Below are 18,480 nucleotides of genomic sequence, written 5' to 3' on the forward strand. Positions count from 1 at the left end.
GTTCTCGAGTGTGCCGGCGCGCGGTGAATCAACCCGACATTCGATCCCGTCACCGGAGCAGCCCGGGACGGAGGTCACAGACGAACCGGCCTGACTTCAGGACGGGCGAGGAGCCGAGGACGTGACAGAGCACCATGAGGCGCCGGGTGGCGCCTCCAAAGCTCTGCGGTCGAGCGACGGGCCCGAAGGCGGCGGCTCGCGGAACCACGAGGCCGCCAATCGTACCCATAAGGACATTCCGCAGGCGACGGTGGCGCGGCTGGCCACCTACCTCCGAGTCCTCGCCATGTTGGCCGACGACGGTGTGCTCATCGTATCGAGTGAGGAACTCGCTGTCGCGGCGGGTGTCAATTCCGCGAAGCTGCGCAAGGACCTGTCCTTCCTCGGCCCCAACGGTGTTCGCGGCGTCGGCTACGACGTCGCCAAGCTGCGGACCAGGATCGAAGATGTGCTCGGCCTGTCCGAGGGGCACCGCGTCGTGCTGGTCGGCGCGGGAAACCTCGGTCGCGCCCTCGTCGGCTACGGCGGATTCCGGCGCCGCGGATTCACCGTTGTCGGCCTGTTCGACAACGATCCCGCGCTGATCGGGCGCACGGTGTCCGGGCTCCGGGTCCGTGACGCGGGCGAACTCGATGCGGTGATCGCCACGCTCGAGCCGACCATCGCGGTCATCGCCGTCCCCGACGATGCCGCCCAGCAGGTCTGTGATGCGCTGGTCGCGGCCGGTCTGCAGTCGATTCTGAGCTTCGCCCCCTGCGAGCTGGTGGTACCGGCCACGGTCGAGGTGCGCCGGGTCGATCTGGCCGTCGAGATGCAGATGCTGTCGTTCGAGCGGGTGCGCAATGCCGAGACCGACCGATGGCCGGGCGACGGGCCCGCGGTCGGCGAGCGCGGCGACTCGATCCCGGTCGCCCATCCGCTCGGTTCCGGCCGCGTCGGCCGCCGGGCGGCGAATACCCATCCGCAGCCCGCGCATCCCGGCCGCGCCCATCCGGCGGCGGCCACCCAGCATCCGGCAACCCCACAGCATCCGGCAACCTCGCATTCGGCAACGGAGCCAACCAGCAAGGGATCGGTGGTCACACCATGAGTGTTCTTCTCGTCGGCATCTCCCATCGCAGTGCCCCGGTCTCGGTGCTGGAGAAGGTCGCCATCACCGACTCCGACCGGCCCAAGCTGATCGACCGGCTGCTCACCTCCAGCCACGTGTCCGAGGCGATGATCGTCTCCACCTGCAACCGTGTCGAGGTGTACGCGGTGGTCGACGCCTTCCACGGTGGTCTCGCCGAGGTGGGCGACCTGCTCACCAAGCACTCCGGGTTGCCGCTGCCGGATCTGACCAAGCACGCTTACGTCCGCTACAGCGAGGCGGCGGCCGAGCATCTGTTCGCCGTCTCCAGCGGACTCGATTCGATGGTGATCGGCGAGCAGCAGGTGCTCAGCCAGATCCGCAGCGCCTACGCCACCGCCGACGCCCAGCAGGCCGTCGGGCGCACCCTGCACGAACTGGCTCAGCATGCGCTGCGGGTCGGCAAGCGGGTGCATTCGGAGACCGGGATCGACCGGGCCGGCGCCTCGGTGGTGTCGGTCGCGCTCGACCGCGCGGGCGCCGTGCTCGGCCCGCTCACCGGACGGACCGCGGTCGTGGTCGGCGCCGGTGCGATGGGCGGGCTCGCGGTCGCGCATCTGTCGCGCGCGGGCATCGGACGCATCGTCGTCGTCAACCGCACCATGGCACGGGCACAGCGGCTCGCCGCCACCGCGGGCACGCACGGGGTCGAGGCCGAGGCGATGGAGCTGTCCCGGCTGCCCGAGGCCATGGCGGCCGCCGATGTGGTGATCACCTGCACCGGGGCGGTCGGCGCCGTGGTGAACCTGGCCGATACGCACACCGCGCTCGCCGCGCGCGACCGCGCGCATGAACGTCCGCTGGTGTTCTGCGATCTCGGCCTGCCCCGCGATGTGGAACACGCGGTGGCCGGGCTGCCTGGGGTCACCGTCATCGATATCGAGACCTTGCAGCGCGATCCCGCCGCGGGCGCGGCCGCCGACGACACGGTGGCAGCCCGCACGATCGTCGCCGACGAACTCGCCAAATACCTGGCCGGCCAGCGGATGGCCGAGGTCACCCCGACCGTTGCCGCACTGCGTCAGCGGGCCGCCGAAGTGGTGGAAGCCGAACTGATGCGGCTGGATTCGCGGCTGCCCGATCTGGCCGATCCGGAACGCGACGAGGTCGCGCGCACGGTGCGCCGGGTGGTGGACAAGCTGCTGCACGCGCCGACGGTGCGGGTCAAGCAGCTGGCCTCGACGCCGGGCGGCGACAGCTACGCCGAGGCGCTACGCGAGTTGTTCGAACTCAAACCCGGTGCGGCGCAGGCGGTTGCCGCGCCCATGGAGATCCACGCGGTCCCGGACGACAGCGAAGTCACCCTGGCCGACGATTTCACCGCCGGCCATCTCGGCGACGAAGAGGAGCAGACGGCGTGAACGGGTCGATGGCCGGAGGCGGCAGCCTGCGTAACCACGTAGGCCGTTTCGTCCACGCCCAAAAGGAGTCAGCATGAATGCATCGATGACGGCCACCACCCGGTCGGCTTCGGAGGTGCGCGCCCCGCTGCGGATCGGCACCAGAGGCAGCCTGCTCGCGCTGACCCAGGCGGGCACCGTGCGTGACGCGCTGATCGCCGCCGGTCGGCCCGCGGAACTGGTCGTGGTCAAGACACCCGGCGATCTGTCCTCGGATCCGGTGGAGAAGATCGGCGTCGGCGTCTTCACCTCGGCGTTGCGCGACGAACTCGCCGCGGGCACCGTCGATATCGCGGTGCACTCCTACAAAGACCTGCCCACCGCGCCGGACGACCGCTTCACCATCGCCGCCATCCCGCAGCGCGAGGACCCCCGCGACGCCCTCGTCGCCCGCGACGGCCTGGTGCTCGGTGAGCTGCCCGCCGGTTCGGTGGTCGGCACCTCGGCTCCGCGCCGCGGCGCGCAGCTGCGCGCGCTCGGCCTCGGCTTGCAGATCGTGCCGCTGCGCGGCAATCTCGACTCCCGGTTGCGCAAGGTCAGCGAGGGCGAACTCGACGCGATCGTCGTGGCCCGCGCCGGGCTCGCGCGCATCGGCCGCCTCGACGCGGTGACCGAGGCCCTCGAACCCGTGCAGATGCTGTCCGCACCCGCTCAGGGCGCCCTCGCCGTGGAATGCCGCAGCGACGACGCCGAACTGATCGAGCTGCTCAGCACGCTCGACGATGCCGCCACCCGGGCCGCCGTGATCGCCGAACGGGCGTTGCTGGCCGAGCTGGAGGCCGGATGTACCGCACCGGTCGGCGCCATCGCCGAGGTGGTCGAATCCCTCGACGACGACGGTCGCATCGTCGAGGAACTCTCGCTGCGCGGCTGCGCGGCTGCCATCGACGGCTCCGACGTGCTGCGCGCGTCGGTGGTGGGTGCGCCCGCTGATGCCGCCGAATTGGGGCGGGCGCTGGCCCGCGAGCTGCTGGAGCTCGGTGCGCGCGAATTGCTCGCCGCCGAACCCGCCCCGGCAGCGGCCGCCCCCACAGACGTCACCGATCCCAGTCCAATGGAGAACAACCGATGAGTCGAGCCGCTAAGAAGCATCCCGGTCGAATCCTGTTCGTCGGGTCGGGTCCAGGAGATCCGGCGCTGCTCACCGTGCGGGCGCGTGAGGTGCTCGGCCGGGCAACGCTCGCCTTCACCGACCCCGACGTCGACAAGGGTGTGCTGGCCCTGATCGGCACCGCCGTCGAGCCGGGCCCCGACGGTGAGTCCGCCGTCGACGTGCGGCCCGCTCTCGGTGAGCCGGCCGAGGTCGCCAAGACGTTGATCGCCGAGGCGCGCGCCGGACACGACGTGGTGCGCGTGGTCGCGGGCGATCCGCTGACCACCGACGCGGTGATCGCCGAGGTCACCACCGTGACCCGCTCGCACATGGTGTTCGAGGTGCTGCCCGGTCTGCCCGGCGGGTCGGCGGTGCCGAGCTACGCCGGTATCGCACTGGGATCGGGCCACACCGAGGCCGATGTGCGCGGCGAGGTCGATTGGGCGGCGCTGGCCGCCGCGCCCGGGCCGCTGGTGCTGCACGCCACCTCCGGCCACCTGGCCGAGACCGCGAGCGCGCTGGTCGAACACGGTATGGCGCCGCAGACGCCGGTCGCGGTGACCGTACGCGGCACCACCCGGCAGCAGCGCACCATCGAAGCCACCCTGGCCACGCTCAACAGCGCCGCCTCCGAGCTGGTCGGCCCGCTGGTGGTGACCATCGGCAAGGTGGTCGCGCAGCGGTCGAAGATGTCGTGGTGGGAATCGCGGGCGCTGTACGGCTGGACCGTGCTGGTGCCGCGCACCAAGGATCAGGCCGCCGAGATGAGCGAGCGCCTGGTGACCCATGGCGCCATCCCCATGGAAGTGCCGACCATCGCCGTCGAGCCGCCGCGCAGCCCCGCGCAGATGGAACGCGCGGTCAAGGGCCTGGTCGACGGCCGCTACCAGTGGGTGGTGTTCACCTCCACCAACGCGGTGCGCGCGGTATGGGAGAAGTTCTCCGAATTCGGACTGGACGCGCGGGCGTTCTCCGGGGTGAAGATCGCCTGCGTCGGCGAGGCCACTGCGGAGAAGGTGCGCTCCTTCGGCATCAATCCGGAGCTGCTGCCCAGCGGTGAACAGTCCTCCGAGGGGCTGCTCGCCGACTTCCCGCCCTATGACGACGTGTTCGACCCGGTGAACCGGGTGCTGCTGCCGCGCGCCGATATCGCGACCGAAACCCTCGCCGAGGGCCTGCGTGACCGCGGCTGGGAAATCGACGACGTCACCGCCTACCGCACGGTGCGCGCCTCGCCGCCGCCCGCCGAAACCCGCGAGATGATCAAGACCGGCGGTTTCGACGCGGTCCTGTTCACCTCGTCCTCCACCGTCCGCAACCTGGTCGGTATCGCAGGCAAGCCGCATGCCCGCACCATCGTCGCGTGCATCGGCCCCAAGACCGCCGAGACCGCCATCGAGTTCGGCCTGCGCGTGGACGTGCAGCCCGAAACCGCCCAGGTCGGCCCGCTCGTGGAGGCGCTGGCCGAGCACGCCGCCCGGCTGCGCGCCGAGGGCCTGCTGCCCCCGCCGCGCAAGAAGAGCCGCCGCAGCCGCTAGTCCGGCCGCCGCACCGCACACCACCGTTCGACCCAGCAGCGCGATCATCGATCGCGCTGCTGGTGTGTTCGGGGTGTCCGAGTTAACCACTCCCACCACCGCAGCCCCCTCCGCCGCCACCGCTGGAATCGCCGCCGCTCCAGCCGCCGGAACTCCCACCGCTCCAGCTGTCGCCGCCCGCGCCCCAGTCGACCGGTCCGGGGACGCTGTTCGAGCGATACCAGCTGCTGTCGGCGGACGAACCGCCGCCCTCGCGCGAACGGCCCGTCCGTGAAACGCTCTGTCCCGCAGTGCCCGAGCGTGATCTATTCCGCGCCGCGTCGGTACCGCGCGAACCTCCGCGCTGCGAATTCTTCCCGAACCGGCCACCGCCCGAACTGATTCCGTGGGCGCCACTGCCGCGCGACCCGCTGCTTCGCCGTCCGGTCTCGCCGCGTGCTCGGCCGCCGCGCTGGTCGGGGGCGTTCGCGCCGTTGCCCTGCGGATCGCCGCCGCTGCCGCGCGATGTGTTCCCGGCGCTGGGTGCATCGCCGCCGGCGCGTGCGTCGTCGGCGCGCCGCCAACCGCCGCCGCCAACGGTGCGTGAACTGCCGGCGAGCGGACCGCTGCTGCGAGCAGTCCGGAATGTGACCCCCTCGCCCGGGCCGCCGTCGCGCGAACTCTCCTCACGGCCACCGCTGTTCTCGCCGCCGACGAGATCACTTGCGGCGGATGCGTCCTCGGTGGCGCGGTCGAGGGAGCCGAGGGTGCGTTCGGTGCGGCGCAGCTCGGTATACACATCGGCGAGCGAGCCCGGCAGTTCGATCATCGAACCAGTCGCCGCGCGTTGCCATTTCTCCAGGCGCTGGGTGCGTTCGGCATCGGCGCGTCTGCGCACCCGGGCGGCCGCCTCCTGCGGACGGCGGTGCAGGTGCGAGCCGACCTCCAACAGCAGCAGCCCGAATATCAGCGTTGCGACGAACCAGCCGCCCATCCCGTAGAGGTACCAGCGCGCGGCGTCCGGATGATCCGCGAGCAGCACCCATCCCAGGATGGCCAGGGGAAGAGCGAAGAGGGTGCGCAGCACGAATCTTCCGAGCGTGCGGGCGATATCGCCGGGCGCACGTCGGGCGGATCCCCGCGGCGGGTCGACGTCGGTCGGCTCGGGTTCCACAGGGATATCAGCGATGGCCGCGCGGTTGCGACGCAGCTCCGCCCAGTAGGCTGCGGTCGGCGTGTGCCGCTCCTGCGCCGCGATGTCCGCGCGGAATCGCAGCACCCCGTCTTGCAGATCGGTCGGTGTGACGAAAGCGCGCACCCGGGTGATCGTGCGCGACTCCGGCCGCGTGCGGGCCCACAGCAGTGCACTCTTGCCCGAGACCCGGGTCTGGCCGGTGCTGCGGGGAGCACCGGTGGCCAGTACCTCGATGGTGGCCGGCCGTCCGTCGGATCGGCCCGCCGCCCGCGAGATCCGTTCGATCCAGTGCGGGCCGGCGGCGCGATGGAAGGCGTTCATCGAACTCACTTCCACCAGGTAGTGCCGGTGCCCGCGGCGCGGCGGTTCGTGCGCGGGGAAGCGCCAGGCCCGCCAGAGGCCGACGGCCACCCCGAGCTCGCGAACCGCACCGATGACGGCTCGGTCGCCGCGGTCCATCAGCAGCTCGGCCAGGTCGTCGTTTCCGGAGAGGTCGGTCAGATCGAGTCGATCCGGCATTCGCGACCAGGCCACCCGCAGCACGGCGGCAGGCACCGGCGCATACCGATGACGATGCGGGGCAGGCGCTTCCGCGCTCACCAGGCTGCGCGGCCCCGGCACCTGCCGCCCGCTGATTCCGGCTCGGAACAGGGCGACACCGTCGACGAAAAGCGGTGGCGGTCCAGCGGTCCGCAGATGCTCGGTCAGTGCGGGATCCGGTGCCAATCCGTACTCGTCGAGATAGTGCGCGACCGCTTCCGGCCACACCCAGCGCCCGTCGGTGCGGATCGTCATCGGTACCGGCACAGCGGATTCCGGCTCGACCGTATCCGCCACTCCGGTCGCCCGGCAGACCGCGGGCGCGGTGCGCAGGTAACGCACCGCTGCCCTGGTGTCGGTCAGCCGCGGGTGGTTCGCGGGGAAGCGGACGGGGTGCGCGGTGAACGGGGCGGGGATGCGCGGTGCCGTATCGTCCGCGGCCCACAGCAGGCACGAGCGCGCACGGGCGCCGAGTTGATAGCGCGGGAGATCGTCACCGGTGGTGTAGGCCTCGACCTGCCCGTCCGTCTCGCCCGCCGTGTGCAGCGCCGAGGCCACATCGGCGGCGACGATCCACGGCAGGCCCGCACCGCCCACCTCCACCAGGTAAACCCGCCGCGGTGTGCGCGGCCACCCCTCCGGATACGGTTGCGCGGGCCTGCGCCAGGACCGCCATACGCCGATCACCGAGCTGTGCTCGCGGGCCGCTTCGATGGCAGCGGTATCGATCTCGTCCGGCGCGTGATCGGCGCTGCCGGTGGCACCGGTCAGATCGAGCGCGCGCGGCATCGGCGCTACCGACAGTTCGGCGGAATCCGGTAGCAGCGGGGTGAATTCGAACGGGACCCGCGCGCCCGGCGCGGGTGCCACGACATCGCGCATGCCCCAGCGAGTGAATCGCGTTCCCAGAATCTCGGCCAGGGTCGTGAGTTCGGCAGGGCGTAGCGCGATCTTGCGGCGGCGCGCGATCGCCTCGACGGCGTAGGCGACCTCGCGCTGATCACCGAGGCTCAGGCTGTAGCGAAGATCGGTCAGGTACCGGTCCGGGATACGGCCGGCGAATCCGAGCAGCATGGCGTGCACGGCATCTGCGGATGTCATCGTTGATCCGAATTCGTCTGTGGGCGAGCGGTGGTGGTACCGCGCTCGTGGGCGGTGACCGATGGTAGTCAGCGCGCGGGCGCGCCGACAGGTGTTGTCCGCCGAAAACTCCGACCGGTGAGTGTAATTCGGCGCGGTGCGCCAACGGAGGCGAGCCTGCGCGGCCGATGCGGCGCAGGCCCATCGCCGCTCAGCGGTGCTGACGTAGCAGAGTGCGCACCAGCTCGCAGGTGGCATCCGAGGGCGGCCGCACGCCCGCGATCTCCGCGGCGGCCCTGATCTTGCGGTCGGTGGCAAAGCCCGGCGCGTACACGCCCGAATCGAGCAGGGCGATGGCCAGCCGCATCGCCTTGCGGCGCCGGTTGTGCAGGATGTACCAGGAGCGCGGGCGCCCGGCCGGTAGCGGACGCCGTGCGGGCGCGGTGTGGACGTGGTCGATGTGAGCTGCCTTCGAAGCCATCTGACATCCCTCCCGTGGTGATCCGGGGCACGCGCGCCCCTTCGAACATGTCTTCGATTCTACCCGCGGCCACTGACAAACTTCGTTGTGCGCAACGGTTTTCGGCCGCCCTACCGGCCGTTTCGGCCCATCTCGCCGGGATCGGAGTGCGTCGACGCGGCTGAACGCGGCCGGCGCCGCAGGCGTATCGTGCGGGCTATGACGGGAACGGAACGTCCGCGACGATTGCGGCGTACCCCTGCGATCCGGCGGCTGGTGGCGGAGACCTCACTCGAGCCGCGGCATCTGGTGCTGCCGATGTTCGTCGCCGACGGCATCGATGAGCCGCGCGAGATCGGATCCATGCCGGGCGTGCAGCAGCATTCGCTGGATTCGCTGCGCAAGGCCGCGGTCGAGGCGGTCTCGGCCGGTGTCGGCGGGCTGATGTTGTTCGGGGTGCCGCGTCCGGAGGACAAGGACGCCGCGGGCAGCGGGGCCACCGACCCGGACGGCATCCTCAACCGCGGCCTGCGCGCCCTGGCCGAAGAGGTCGGCTCGTCGACGGTGATCATGGCCGACACCTGCCTGGACGAATTCACCGATCACGGCCACTGCGGTGTGCTCGCCGCCGACGGCTCCGTCGACAACGACGCCACCCTCGACCGCTATGTGGAAATGGCCATCGCGCAGGCCGAGGCTGGTGCTGATCTGCTCGGTACCAGCGGCATGATGGACGGCCAGGTCGCCGCGATCCGGGGCGGTCTCGACGCCACCGGCCACCTCGATACCGGCATCCTCGCCTACGCGGCGAAATACGCCTCTGCCTTCTACGGCCCCTTCCGTGAGGCCGTCGGCTCCTCGCTCCAGGGCGATCGGCGCACCTACCAGCAGGATCCGGCCAATCGCCGCGAGTCGCTGCGCGAGGTCGAGCTGGATCTGGCCGAAGGCGCCGATCTGGTCATGGTGAAACCGGCCATGTCCTACCTGGACATCCTGCGCGAGGTGGCCGACCGCTCGACGGTGCCGGTGGCCGCCTATCAGATCTCCGGTGAATACGCGATGATCACCGCCGCCGCCGAACGCGGCTGGATCGACCGTCGCGGCGCCATCATCGAATCGCTGATCGGTATCCGCCGGGCGGGCGCGGACATCGTGCTCACCTACTGGGCGACCGAGGCGGCGCACTGGCTGTCGTGAACATGCCGAAACCGCCGGGCGCCGACCCGGCGCCCGTCATGCCCGAAGACGTCGGCACCGCGCGTCAGCTGTGGTGGGCCGCCATCGCGGTGGGCCTGGTGCAGTTGATCGCCTCGGTGATCACCGCCATCGGTCAGCGCGACAGCTTCACCGCGGACATGCTCGAACAGGCCCGGACGACCGACCCGCAGTTCAGCGAGGCGACCGCCGACCTCATGGTGACGATCGCGTTCGCGCTCGTCGTGGTGTTCGGCCTGGTGATCGCCGGGATCGGGCTGCTCGTGGTGCATCAGCTGGCTCGCGGCAAGGCCTGGGCGCGCGCGGTGCTCACCTTCGCCGGTGTGTGGCTGGTCTTCATGGCCATCGGGTCGTTGTTCGCGCTGGACGCGGTGAGCGGAATCGCCTCGCTGGTGGCCGGCGGCGCGGCCATCGTGCAGGGCGTGCTCGCGGCCGGCGCGATCTATCTGAGTCACCGTCCGGACTCGACCCGGTACTTCCAGATGAACCGGCGGTGAACGGTCGTCGGGGCCGGGGCTGAGTTTGTCGGGGCCGCGCCGACATGTATCGTGAGGGTTGTCACAGTAGGAGTGGGAACCCGAAGTGGTCGCCCCGACGTTCGGATGTGGACGTCGCGACTGCTCCGGGAGATCGGAGGCAGTAATGCGAGTGGTGATCCAACAGCCACAGAGCGTTCGGCGGGATCTGCTCGTGTTGAGCCTGCTGGTGCTGTTCGGTCTGGTCACCGTCGCCGTCCTGCTGATCCCCGGCCTCCTCGGCTGATCTCCTCGCTGTCGCTGTCCCGGTCCCAGCCGTCATGAGCGGTGCTGCATGAACGATTCCGGGACCGTCCTGTTCGCCGAACCAGGCGGACGATGGCGCGCGGTCGCCTACGGGCCCGCGCTGTGCCTGCTCATCCTCATCCTGGAACTCGCCACCGGAAGTACGCCGCACTGGTTCGCCCTCGTCTTCTGCAGCGTGTTGATCGCCGGCTTCGTCGCGCTGCAAGTGGTCGCCGCGCGCAGGCACGTCAGCGTCGAACTCACTTTCGAAACCCTGCGTAACGGCACCGAGACGCTGCCGCTCGACGCCATCGACGCCGTCCTCGGCGAATCCGATGAGCAGAGCTGGGACGATGAACCCTGGGAGTCCGCGCGTGCGCTCGGCGAACTGTCGGGGGTGCCGCGCCGCCGCACCGGGATCGGGCTGCGGCGCACCGACGGTGACGTGGTGCAGGCGTGGGCTCGCGATCATCGCGGCCTGCGCGCCGCGTTGACGACCGCACTGGACGAGCGCAGGCCCGATCCGCGACCGCGGGCCGGCGACGGGCCCGTCGAAGACGGCGCGCAGGCCGACGCGGGACCACGCGCGGTCGCCGACCCGACGCCCGAGCCGCGTCCCGACGAGAACGGAGCCGAGCGATGAACCGACGAATCGTGCCGATGGCCGTCGATGCGCTGATCGCGGTGGTGTGTGTCGTTGCGGCCGTGCTCAGTTGGCGTCAAGGCGTGCAGACCACGGAGTTCGCGCCGATGGGTGAGGTACCCGGGTTCAGCGCCACCCGCTATTCGGGCCCGTGGCTGGTGCCGGCGTCGCTGCTGATCGCGGCGGCGGGCCTGGCGCTGATCGATGTCGTCACCCGGATCGTGCGTACCCGCCGGGCAAACGATTCCGACCGGAATGTTTTTGCGGCCCAATCCGATTCGGCTACCGTCTGGGCCCGGGGGACCACTAGCGAAGGATGACGCCATGAATCGGCTGGTAACAAGGACCTGTGCGGCCGCAGCGGTGATCGCCGCGATCGGGTTCGCCGCCGCGCCCGCGAGCGCGGCCCCCGGGCTGCCGCTCGAGCCCGCACCACCGGCGGCGGTGTTCGCGCCGGAGACCGGTTCGGCGGGCGTCTACAACAACCTCATGTGCTGGCTGCACACCATCTCCGCCTCCGTGCCCTGCATGTACACCTGAGCGCGGCCCGATCGGGCTGCGGTGTGGGTCACTCCACTACACCCTGTCGTCGACGCGATCGGGTAGGGCTGCCAGACTGGAACGCGTGAGTTCTTCTCCGCGCGTGACCAGGGCAACGGTGCCGGTTTCCGCTCAGCTCTTCGAACGGGCCACCGAGGTGATTCCCGGCGGTGTCAACTCGCCGGTGCGGGCCTTCCACTCGGTCGGCGGCACACCCCGCTTCATCGCCTCCGCCAACGGCTGCACACTCACCGACGCCGACGGAAACGACTACGTCGATCTGGTGTGTTCCTGGGGCCCGATGATTCTCGGGCACGCCCATCCCGCCGTCGTCGAGGCGGTGCAGAAGGCGGCGACCGGCGGCCTGTCCTTCGGTGCGCCGACCGAGGCCGAGATCGAACTCGCCGAACACATCGCCGGGCGGGTCGCGCCGGTGGACCGGGTCCGGCTGGTGAACTCCGGCACCGAGGCCACCATGAGCGCGGTCCGGCTGGCCCGCGGCTACACCGGCCGCACCAAGATCATCAAGTTCGCCGGCTGCTACCACGGCCACGTGGACGCGCTGCTGGCCGACGCGGGCTCGGGTGTCGCCACCCTGGGCCTGCCCACTTCGCCAGGGGTGACCGGCGCCCAGGCCGCCGACACCATCGTGCTGCCCTACAACGACCTCGAGGCCGTGGCCGCCGCGTTCGCCGCGAACCCCGGCGAGATCGCCTGCGTGATCACCGAGGCGGCGGCCGGCAACATGGGTGCGGTCGCCCCGTTGCCCGGTTTCAACGCGGGCCTGCGCAAGCTGACCATCGAGCACGGCGCGCTGCTGATCATGGACGAGGTGATGACCGGTTTCCGGGTGAGCCCCTCCGGCTGGTTCGGGCTCGACGGCGTCGCGGGGGATCTGTACACCTTCGGCAAGGTGATGAGTGGTGGCCTGCCCGCGGCGGCGTTCGGCGGCCGCGCCGAGATCATGAATCATCTGGCCCCGCTCGGTCCCGTCTATCAGGCCGGCACCCTGTCCGGTAACCCGGTGGCGGTCGCCGCCGGCCTGGCGACGCTGCGGGCCGCCGACGACGAGGTGTACGCCACGCTCGATCGCAACTCCGAACGTCTCGGCATCCTGTTCGCCGAGGCACTGGGTGAGGCAGGGGTCGAGCACCAGGTTCAGTTCGCAGGCAATATGGTGAGCGTGTTCTTCGCCGACTCCCCGGTCATCGACTACGCCACCGCCAAGGCGAGCCAGACCTGGCGTTATCCCGCCTTTTTCCACGCCCTGCTGGAGGGCGGGGTCTACGCGCCGCCGAGCGCGTTCGAAGCGTGGTTCGTGTCCGCGGCGCTCGACGAGGACGCTTTCGCCCGTATCGCCGCCGCCCTGCCCGCCGCCGCACACGCGGCCGCGGCCGCCACACCCGAAGGAACCCGCGCGTGAGCCAGCCCGATTCCGAGCGCGAACCCACCGACAACACCGCTGACGCGGCGTCGGCCGTCGAAGCCGCCACGGCCAAGGCCGCCGCGGCCAAGGCGGTCGCCGAGACCGCTGCCGCCGATGCCGTGGTCGCGAAGGCGGTCGCCGAGACCGCCGCTGCCGTCGCCGCCGCGGAATCCGATCCCGCTGTCATCGCCGAGGCCGTCGCCCAGACCACCGCCGCCGAGACCGCGATGGCCGAGGCCGTGGTCGCCGAGGCCGCTGCCGAGACCGCCGCCGCCGAAGCCGCGGCCGCGGCGGCCGCCGCCGAATCCGCCGTCGACGACCAGGACGATGCCGCGCCGGTGGCCGCCACCCAGCCGCGCATCCACGACGGCGGCGGCGCCGTCGAGACCATCGTGCATGTGCTGCGCCACGGCGAAGTGCACAATCCGAAGGGCATCCTCTACGGCAGGCTGCCCGGATTCGGGCTGTCGGTGTCGGGCCGGGCGCAGGCCGGTGCGGTGGCACGGGCGCTGGCCGATCACGACATCGCCGCCGTCATCGCCTCGCCGCTGCAGCGCGCCCAGGAGACCGCCGAGCCGATCGCGGCGCAGCACGGGCTGATCGTGCGCACCGACGAGAACCTGATCGAGGCCGGCAACACCTTCGAGGGCCTGCGCGTATCCGTCGGTGACGGCGCGCTGCGCAAGCCGCGGCACTGGTGGAAGCTGCGCGACCCGTTCACCCCGTCCTGGGGTGAGCCCTACCTGCAGATCGCGCACCGCATGCTGGCTGCGGTGAACAAGGCTCGCGCCGAGGCCACCGGCCGGGAAGCGGTGCTGGTCTCGCATCAGCTGCCGGTGTGGACGCTGCGTCGTTTCCTCCAGGGGCAGCGGCTCTGGCACGATCCGCGCCAGCGCCAGTGCTCGCTGGCGTCGCTGACCTCGCTGGTCTATCAGGGCGACACCCTCGTCGACATCGTCTACTCCGAGCCCGCGGGCGGTTCGGATCCCACGGTGCACGGGGCATGAGGGTGCACGGGGCATGAGAAGGAAGGTGTCGTCACGGCGGGCCCGGCTGATGCCGGTCCTGCTGGCCTGCGTGGCGCTGGTCGCCGCGGCGGTGACCGGTTGCGCGACCGGTGACGACGCGGTGGCTTCCGGCGGCACCTTCGAATTCGTCTCGCCCGGCGGTAAGACCGAGATCTTCTACAACCCGCCCAGCTCACGCGGCACCATCGGGAAGCTGTCCGGCCCCGACCTGATGAACGAGGGCGCCGATATCGCGCTCTCCGATTTCACCGGGCAGGTCGTCGTGCTGAATCTGTGGGGCCAGTGGTGCGGGCCCTGCCGCGCGGAGGCACCCGCGTTGGAGCAGGTCTACGAGCAGACCAAGGATTCCGGGGTCGCCTTCCTCGGCATCAATGTCCGCGATCCGCAGCGCGACAAGGCGCAGGATTTCGTCGTCGACAACAAGATCGGCTATCCGTCGATCTACGACCCGTCCATGCGCACCCTGCTCGCGCTCGGCGGGAACTTCCCCACCAGCGTCATCCCGACGACGCTGGTCCTCGATCGTCAGCACCGGGTCGCCGCCATCTTCCTGCGCGCGGTGCTGGCCGAAGATCTACAACCTGTCGTCGAGAGCATCGCTCGCGAGGAACCTGCCGGGGGGACCGTCAGTCAAGCGCCGGAGGGGCGATGAACACCCTCCGGGAAGCCACACAGGAGAGACGATGAAACCGGTCCGCAGCCGGACGGCGGTGCGCCGCCGCTACCCGTCGACCCGTCCGCCCCGCGGTGTGCGCGCGGAGGTGATGGTTCGCTCCTCGCTCGGCCACTGGGTGCTCGAATATCGCACCGCCCCCGCCTCCGCGGCGCTCACCCGTCCCGATGACGACCACGAGGCCGCCGACACGGCGGCCGATCCGGAGCAGCAGTGACGGTTCTGGCCGGGGTGGGTGATTCGTTCCAGCAGACAGCGGCCACCGGGCCGCTGCTGCTGGCACTCGGCGCCTGCCTGCTCGCCGGACTGGTCTCGTTCGCCTCGCCGTGCGTGGTGCCGCTGGTGCCGGGGTATCTGTCGTACCTGGCCGGGCTGGTCGGGGCGGAGGCGCCCCCCGCGACGGTGGCCGAGGCGAAGGGCACGTCCGGGTCGTCGGTCGCGCTGGCGCAGCGCGCCCCGGTCCGGGCGGCTCGGATGCGGGTCGCGGGCGCGGCCGGATTGTTCGTCGCCGGATTCACCGTGGTGTTCGTCTTGGCGACGGCCACCGTGTTCGGCGTCATCCAGACCTTGAACGTCAATCGCGAGTTGCTGATGCGCCTCGGCGGTGTGGTCACCATCCTGATGGGCCTGGTGTTCATCGGCCTGGTTCCCGCTTTGCAGCGCGACACCAGGATGGAACCGCGCAGACTGACCAGCATCGCCGGCGCCCCGCTGCTCGGCGGTGTGTTCGCCCTCGGCTGGACCCCGTGTCTCGGTCCGACGCTGTCGGGCGTGATGGCCGTGGCGGCGGGCACCGAGGGCACCACCGCGGCCCGTGGCGTCGCGTTGATCGTGGCGTACTGCCTGGGGCTCGGGCTGCCGTTCGTGATTCTGGCGTTCGGGTCGGCCAGCGCGTTGCGCGGCGTCGGCTGGCTGCGGCGCAACTCCAGGACCATCCAGGTGATCGGCGGATTGCTGCTGGTCGCCGTCGGCATCGCGCTGGTCACCGGCGCCTGGGATCAGTTCGTGGCATGGGTGCGCGACGGGTTCGTTTCCGAGGTGACCCTGCCGATATGACCGTGATCGACCGTCCCGACGCTCCGGCGCGACCGCCGCGCCAATCGCTACCAGGTCGGGTACTGGCCTTCGTGCGCAATACCTGGCGCGGACTCACCAGCATGCGCACCGCGCTGGTGCTGCTGTTCCTGCTGGCGCTGGCCGCCATCCCCGGCGCGCTACTGCCGCAACGGGAACTCAACGAGTCGAAGGTCGCCCAGTACATCGCCGACCGGCCGACGCTCGGCCCTTGGATGGACCGCTTCCAGCTGTTCGATGTGTTCTCCAGTTCGTGGTTCACCGCGATCTACGTGCTGCTGTTCATCTCGCTGGTCGGGTGCATCCTGCCCCGCGCGGTCGACCACTACCGCGCGCTGCGCACCCCGCCGGTCCGGGTGCCGCGCAACCTGAAGCGGTTGCCGCACCACTACTCCGCGACGGTCGACGGCACCCCCGACGACGTGATCGCCACCGCGACCGGCCAACTGCGCCGCTGGCGCACCGTAGTCCGGCGCCCGGGCGCGAGCGACGGGCCCGAAGGCGGCAGCTCGCGTAACCACGAAGGGCACCGGGAGCGCCGAGCCGAACACGGTGACCGCGACGGCGAGGTGACGCTCTCGGCGGAGAAGGGGTACTCGCGCGAGCTCGGCAACCTGGTCTTCCATCTGGCGCTGGTCGGGCTGCTGGTGTCGATCGCGGTGGGCAAGCTGTTCGGCTACGAGGGCAGCGTCATCGTCATCGCGAACAACGGTCCCGGTTTCTGCAGTACGTCACCCGCGGCGTTCGACTCGTTCCGGACCGGTTCGGCCAACGACGGCACCGGCATGACGCCGATCTGCGTGCGGGTCAAGGATTTCCACGCCGACTACCTCGACAACGGCCAGGCCGAGATGTTCCGCTCCAACATCGCCTATCAGGCCGGCGAGGACTTCGCGACCGATACCTGGCGGGAGACCGAGATCCGGGTGAATCACCCGCTGCGTGTCGCCGGCGACCGCATCTACCTGCAGGGCCACGGTTACGCGCCGACGTTCACGGTGAAGTTCCCGAACGGCGAGACCCGCACCGAAACCGTGCAGTGGCGCCCCGACGACGCCACCACCTTCCTGTCCAGTGGTGTCCTGCGCTTCGATCCGCCCGGCGGGCTGTACCCGACCGAGCAGGAGCGCCGCGACAACCAGATCGCGATCGAGGGCCTGTTCGCGCCGACCGCCAACCTGCACGGCACGCTGCTCACCTCGTCGTATCCGGAGATGAACGATCCGGCCGTCGCCGTCGACATCTACCGCGGTGACACCGGCTTGGATACCGGGCGTCCGCAGTCGCTGTTCGCGCTCGATCAGGAACTGATCCGGCAGGAACGGCTCACCAAGGAAGCCAGGGTCAACCTGCGTCCCGGCGAGTCCACGACATTGTCGAACGGCACCGTGGTGACCTTCGACGGCGCGGAGGAGTTCGTCAACCTGCAGGTCTCGCATGATCCGGCGCAGCAGTGGGTGCTGGTGAGCGCGGTGACGATGATGGCAGGGCTGTTGGTGTCGCTGCTGGTCTCGCGCCGGCGAATCTGGCTGCGCGTGTACCCGGCCGAGGCCGAAGCGGGTACCGTTGACCAACGACGCGTCGTAGTAGAGATGGGTGGACTCGCCAGGTCCGATCAGGCCGGGTGGGGCGGGGAGTTCGATCGGTTGCGCGCACGCCTGCTCGGTGCGGGCGCGCCCGACGACGCGGCGCCGCCGACCGGGAAGACCACGGGAGATAGATGATGCAGATCGACGAAACCCTCGCGCGCTACAGCGACTTCGCGTACATGTCCGCGATCTTCGTGTACGCGTTGGTGCTCGTACTGCTGATCGTGCAGTACGCGTCGGTGCGCACCCGCAAGGTGGTCGAGCGCGAGCTGGTGGCCGCGGGCGGTGGTTCGGTCGCCGTCGATCCGGCGGTCCCCGGCAAGATCGTCGAAGCGCCGCGGCTGCCGCTGTCGGAGCGCCTGGGCAATATGGCGTTCTCGGTGCTCTTCGTCGCGGTCGCACTGCATGTGCTCTCGATCGTGCTGCGCGGCTTCGCCACCCATCGGTTCCCGCTGGGCAACATGTACGAGTTCGTCACCATGGCGACGGCGGCAACGGCCGTGGTGGGGCTGATCTTCCTGCGCGATCAGAAGTACCGGGCCATGTGGGTGTTCCTGCTGGTTCCGCTGCTGATCCTGATGTTCCTGGCCGGCACCGTGCTCTACGCCGACGCAGCGCCCGTCGTGCCCGCGCTCAAATCGTTCTGGCTGCCGATCCACGTGACGATCGTCAGCGTCGGCAGCGGTGTGTTCATGGTGTCGGGTGTGGCGAGTCTGCTGTTCCTGTACCGCATCCGGCAGCCGCAGGGCCAGGAGTCGGACAACGTCTTCGGCACCATCGCCCGTCGCCTGCCCGACGCGCGCACGCTGGACCGGATCGCCTACAAGACCACCATCATCGGTTTCCCGCTGTTCGGTGCGGGCGTCATCCTCGGCGCCATCTGGGCCGAAGCCGCCTGGGGCCGGTTCTGGGGCTGGGACCCCAAGGAGACCTGCTCGTTCATCGCCTGGGTCCTCTACGCCGCCTACCTGCACGCCCGCGCCACCTCGGGCTGGCGCGACACCAAGGCCGCCTGGATCAACGTCGCCGCCTTCGTGGCGATGCTGTTCAACCTGTTCATCATCAACATGGTGGTCTCCGGCCTGCACTCCTACGCCGGCCTGAACTGAGGCCGGGC

General features: G+C 70.4%; 18 protein-coding genes. 16 read left to right on the top strand and 2 right to left on the bottom strand.

Annotated features, from left to right (window positions below; genetic code table 11):
* The first annotated feature begins 121 nt into the window (after positions 1–121).
* The 4 genes from AC5W7N_RS07730 to AC5W7N_RS07745 all read left to right on the top strand — a co-directional run bounded on the left by AC5W7N_RS07730 (position 122) and on the right by AC5W7N_RS07745 (position 5,160).
* A complete protein-coding gene (locus AC5W7N_RS07730) occupies positions 122–1,090 on the top strand; it encodes a redox-sensing transcriptional repressor Rex (RefSeq protein WP_195006824.1) in 969 nt (322 codons plus the stop codon).
* The gene (locus AC5W7N_RS07735) at positions 1,087–2,490 is read left to right on the top strand and encodes a glutamyl-tRNA reductase (RefSeq protein ID WP_194992270.1); all 1,404 of its coding nucleotides are present in this window, start codon (positions 1,087–1,089) and stop codon (positions 2,488–2,490) included. The genes AC5W7N_RS07730 and AC5W7N_RS07735 overlap by 4 nt, the downstream gene beginning before the upstream one ends.
* 73 nt (positions 2,491–2,563) lie before the next feature.
* On the top strand, positions 2,564–3,601 hold the full coding sequence (hemC, locus tag AC5W7N_RS07740) for a hydroxymethylbilane synthase (protein ID WP_163810214.1): 1,038 nt from the start codon (positions 2,564–2,566) through the stop codon (positions 3,599–3,601).
* A complete protein-coding gene (locus tag AC5W7N_RS07745; protein WP_163810212.1) occupies positions 3,598–5,160 on the top strand; it encodes a bifunctional uroporphyrinogen-III C-methyltransferase/uroporphyrinogen-III synthase in 1,563 nt (520 codons plus the stop codon). The genes hemC and AC5W7N_RS07745 overlap by 4 nt, the downstream gene beginning before the upstream one ends.
* A gap of 82 nt (positions 5,161–5,242) precedes the next feature.
* Here AC5W7N_RS07745 and AC5W7N_RS07750 read toward each other — a convergent pair whose 3' ends face one another.
* Together AC5W7N_RS07750 and AC5W7N_RS07755 are read right to left on the bottom strand one after the other, a co-directional pair.
* The gene (locus tag AC5W7N_RS07750) at positions 5,243–7,975 is read right to left on the bottom strand and encodes a hypothetical protein (RefSeq protein ID WP_495923447.1); all 2,733 of its coding nucleotides are present in this window, start codon (positions 7,973–7,975) and stop codon (positions 5,243–5,245) included.
* A 190-nt stretch (positions 7,976–8,165) separates the two neighbouring features.
* Positions 8,166–8,435, bottom strand: coding sequence for a hypothetical protein (locus AC5W7N_RS07755; RefSeq protein ID WP_195020117.1), 270 nt, complete (start codon positions 8,433–8,435; stop codon positions 8,166–8,168).
* Between the two features lie 198 nt (positions 8,436–8,633).
* Here AC5W7N_RS07755 and hemB point away from each other — a divergent pair, with 198 nt between their 5' ends.
* From hemB to ccsB, 12 genes are all read left to right on the top strand, one after another.
* Positions 8,634–9,611, top strand: coding sequence for a porphobilinogen synthase (hemB, locus tag AC5W7N_RS07760; protein WP_163810207.1), 978 nt, complete (start codon positions 8,634–8,636; stop codon positions 9,609–9,611).
* A gap of 2 nt (positions 9,612–9,613) precedes the next feature.
* Positions 9,614–10,126 carry a hypothetical protein gene (locus AC5W7N_RS07765; protein ID WP_228806699.1) on the top strand — a complete coding sequence of 171 codons (513 nt, stop codon included), beginning with the start codon at positions 9,614–9,616 and terminating at the stop codon, positions 10,124–10,126.
* 313 nt (positions 10,127–10,439) lie between these two features.
* On the top strand, positions 10,440–11,033 hold the full coding sequence (gene mce1N, locus AC5W7N_RS07770) for a transport-regulating membrane protein Mce1N (protein WP_195020116.1): 594 nt from the start codon (positions 10,440–10,442) through the stop codon (positions 11,031–11,033).
* Complete coding sequence (locus AC5W7N_RS07775) at positions 11,030–11,353, top strand: hypothetical protein (RefSeq protein WP_195020115.1); 324 nt, start codon at positions 11,030–11,032, stop codon at positions 11,351–11,353. Before mce1N ends, AC5W7N_RS07775 begins: the two co-directional genes overlap by 4 nt.
* Positions 11,354–11,357: 4 nt before the next feature.
* Complete coding sequence (locus tag AC5W7N_RS07780) at positions 11,358–11,573, top strand: hypothetical protein (RefSeq protein WP_163810198.1); 216 nt, start codon at positions 11,358–11,360, stop codon at positions 11,571–11,573.
* An 85-nt stretch (positions 11,574–11,658) separates the two neighbouring features.
* Positions 11,659–12,996 (top strand): glutamate-1-semialdehyde 2,1-aminomutase, encoded by a 1,338-nt coding sequence (hemL, locus tag AC5W7N_RS07785; protein ID WP_163810196.1) that lies wholly within the window; start codon positions 11,659–11,661, stop codon positions 12,994–12,996.
* A 230-nt stretch (positions 12,997–13,226) separates the two neighbouring features.
* Positions 13,227–14,006 (top strand): histidine phosphatase family protein, encoded by a 780-nt coding sequence (locus AC5W7N_RS07790; protein WP_416383089.1) that lies wholly within the window; start codon positions 13,227–13,229, stop codon positions 14,004–14,006.
* A 13-nt stretch (positions 14,007–14,019) separates the two neighbouring features.
* Positions 14,020–14,679 carry a TlpA disulfide reductase family protein gene (locus AC5W7N_RS07795; protein ID WP_163810194.1) on the top strand — a complete coding sequence of 220 codons (660 nt, stop codon included), beginning with the start codon at positions 14,020–14,022 and terminating at the stop codon, positions 14,677–14,679.
* A gap of 31 nt (positions 14,680–14,710) precedes the next feature.
* Complete coding sequence (locus AC5W7N_RS07800; RefSeq protein WP_163810192.1) at positions 14,711–14,917, top strand: hypothetical protein; 207 nt, start codon at positions 14,711–14,713, stop codon at positions 14,915–14,917.
* Positions 14,914–15,756, top strand: coding sequence for a cytochrome c biogenesis CcdA family protein (locus AC5W7N_RS07805; RefSeq protein WP_195020114.1), 843 nt, complete (start codon positions 14,914–14,916; stop codon positions 15,754–15,756). Before AC5W7N_RS07800 ends, AC5W7N_RS07805 begins: the two co-directional genes overlap by 4 nt.
* Positions 15,753–17,498: a cytochrome c biogenesis protein ResB gene (resB, locus tag AC5W7N_RS07810; RefSeq protein ID WP_195006822.1), complete on the top strand. Its 1,746-nt coding sequence runs from the start codon at positions 15,753–15,755 to the stop codon at positions 17,496–17,498. The genes AC5W7N_RS07805 and resB overlap by 4 nt, the downstream gene beginning before the upstream one ends.
* Positions 17,498–18,472 (top strand): c-type cytochrome biogenesis protein CcsB, encoded by a 975-nt coding sequence (ccsB, locus tag AC5W7N_RS07815; protein WP_163810185.1) that lies wholly within the window; start codon positions 17,498–17,500, stop codon positions 18,470–18,472. The genes resB and ccsB overlap by 1 nt, the downstream gene beginning before the upstream one ends.
* The last annotated feature ends 8 nt before the right edge of the window (positions 18,473–18,480 follow it).

The sequence above is a fragment of the Nocardia sp. CDC519 genome (genome assembly GCF_059509835.1).

Bases quoted from the DNA above. Each gene is read 5' to 3' on its own strand.
- AC5W7N_RS07790 (WP_416383089.1), top strand. From the start codon at position 13,227: ATGGCCGAGGCCGTGGTCGCCGAGGCCGCTGCCGAGACCGCCGCCGCC.
- AC5W7N_RS07795 (WP_163810194.1), top strand. From the start codon at position 14,020: ATGAGAAGGAAGGTGTCGTCACGGCGGGCCCGGCTGATGCCGGTCCTG.
- resB (WP_195006822.1), top strand. From the start codon at position 15,753: ATGACCGTGATCGACCGTCCCGACGCTCCGGCGCGACCGCCGCGCCAA.
- ccsB (WP_163810185.1), top strand. From the start codon at position 17,498: ATGCAGATCGACGAAACCCTCGCGCGCTACAGCGACTTCGCGTACATG.
- hemC (WP_163810214.1), top strand. From the start codon at position 2,564: ATGAATGCATCGATGACGGCCACCACCCGGTCGGCTTCGGAGGTGCGC.
- AC5W7N_RS07745 (WP_163810212.1), top strand. From the start codon at position 3,598: ATGAGTCGAGCCGCTAAGAAGCATCCCGGTCGAATCCTGTTCGTCGGG.
- hemB (WP_163810207.1), top strand. From the start codon at position 8,634: ATGACGGGAACGGAACGTCCGCGACGATTGCGGCGTACCCCTGCGATC.
- AC5W7N_RS07780 (WP_163810198.1), top strand. From the start codon at position 11,358: ATGAATCGGCTGGTAACAAGGACCTGTGCGGCCGCAGCGGTGATCGCC.
- AC5W7N_RS07750 (WP_495923447.1), bottom strand. From the start codon at position 7,975: ATGACATCCGCAGATGCCGTGCACGCCATGCTGCTCGGATTCGCCGGC.
- AC5W7N_RS07775 (WP_195020115.1), top strand. From the start codon at position 11,030: ATGAACCGACGAATCGTGCCGATGGCCGTCGATGCGCTGATCGCGGTG.
- AC5W7N_RS07800 (WP_163810192.1), top strand. From the start codon at position 14,711: ATGAAACCGGTCCGCAGCCGGACGGCGGTGCGCCGCCGCTACCCGTCG.
- mce1N (WP_195020116.1), top strand. From the start codon at position 10,440: ATGAACGATTCCGGGACCGTCCTGTTCGCCGAACCAGGCGGACGATGG.
- AC5W7N_RS07755 (WP_195020117.1), bottom strand. From the start codon at position 8,435: ATGGCTTCGAAGGCAGCTCACATCGACCACGTCCACACCGCGCCCGCA.
- AC5W7N_RS07735 (WP_194992270.1), top strand. From the start codon at position 1,087: ATGAGTGTTCTTCTCGTCGGCATCTCCCATCGCAGTGCCCCGGTCTCG.
- AC5W7N_RS07765 (WP_228806699.1), top strand. From the start codon at position 9,614: ATGCCGAAACCGCCGGGCGCCGACCCGGCGCCCGTCATGCCCGAAGAC.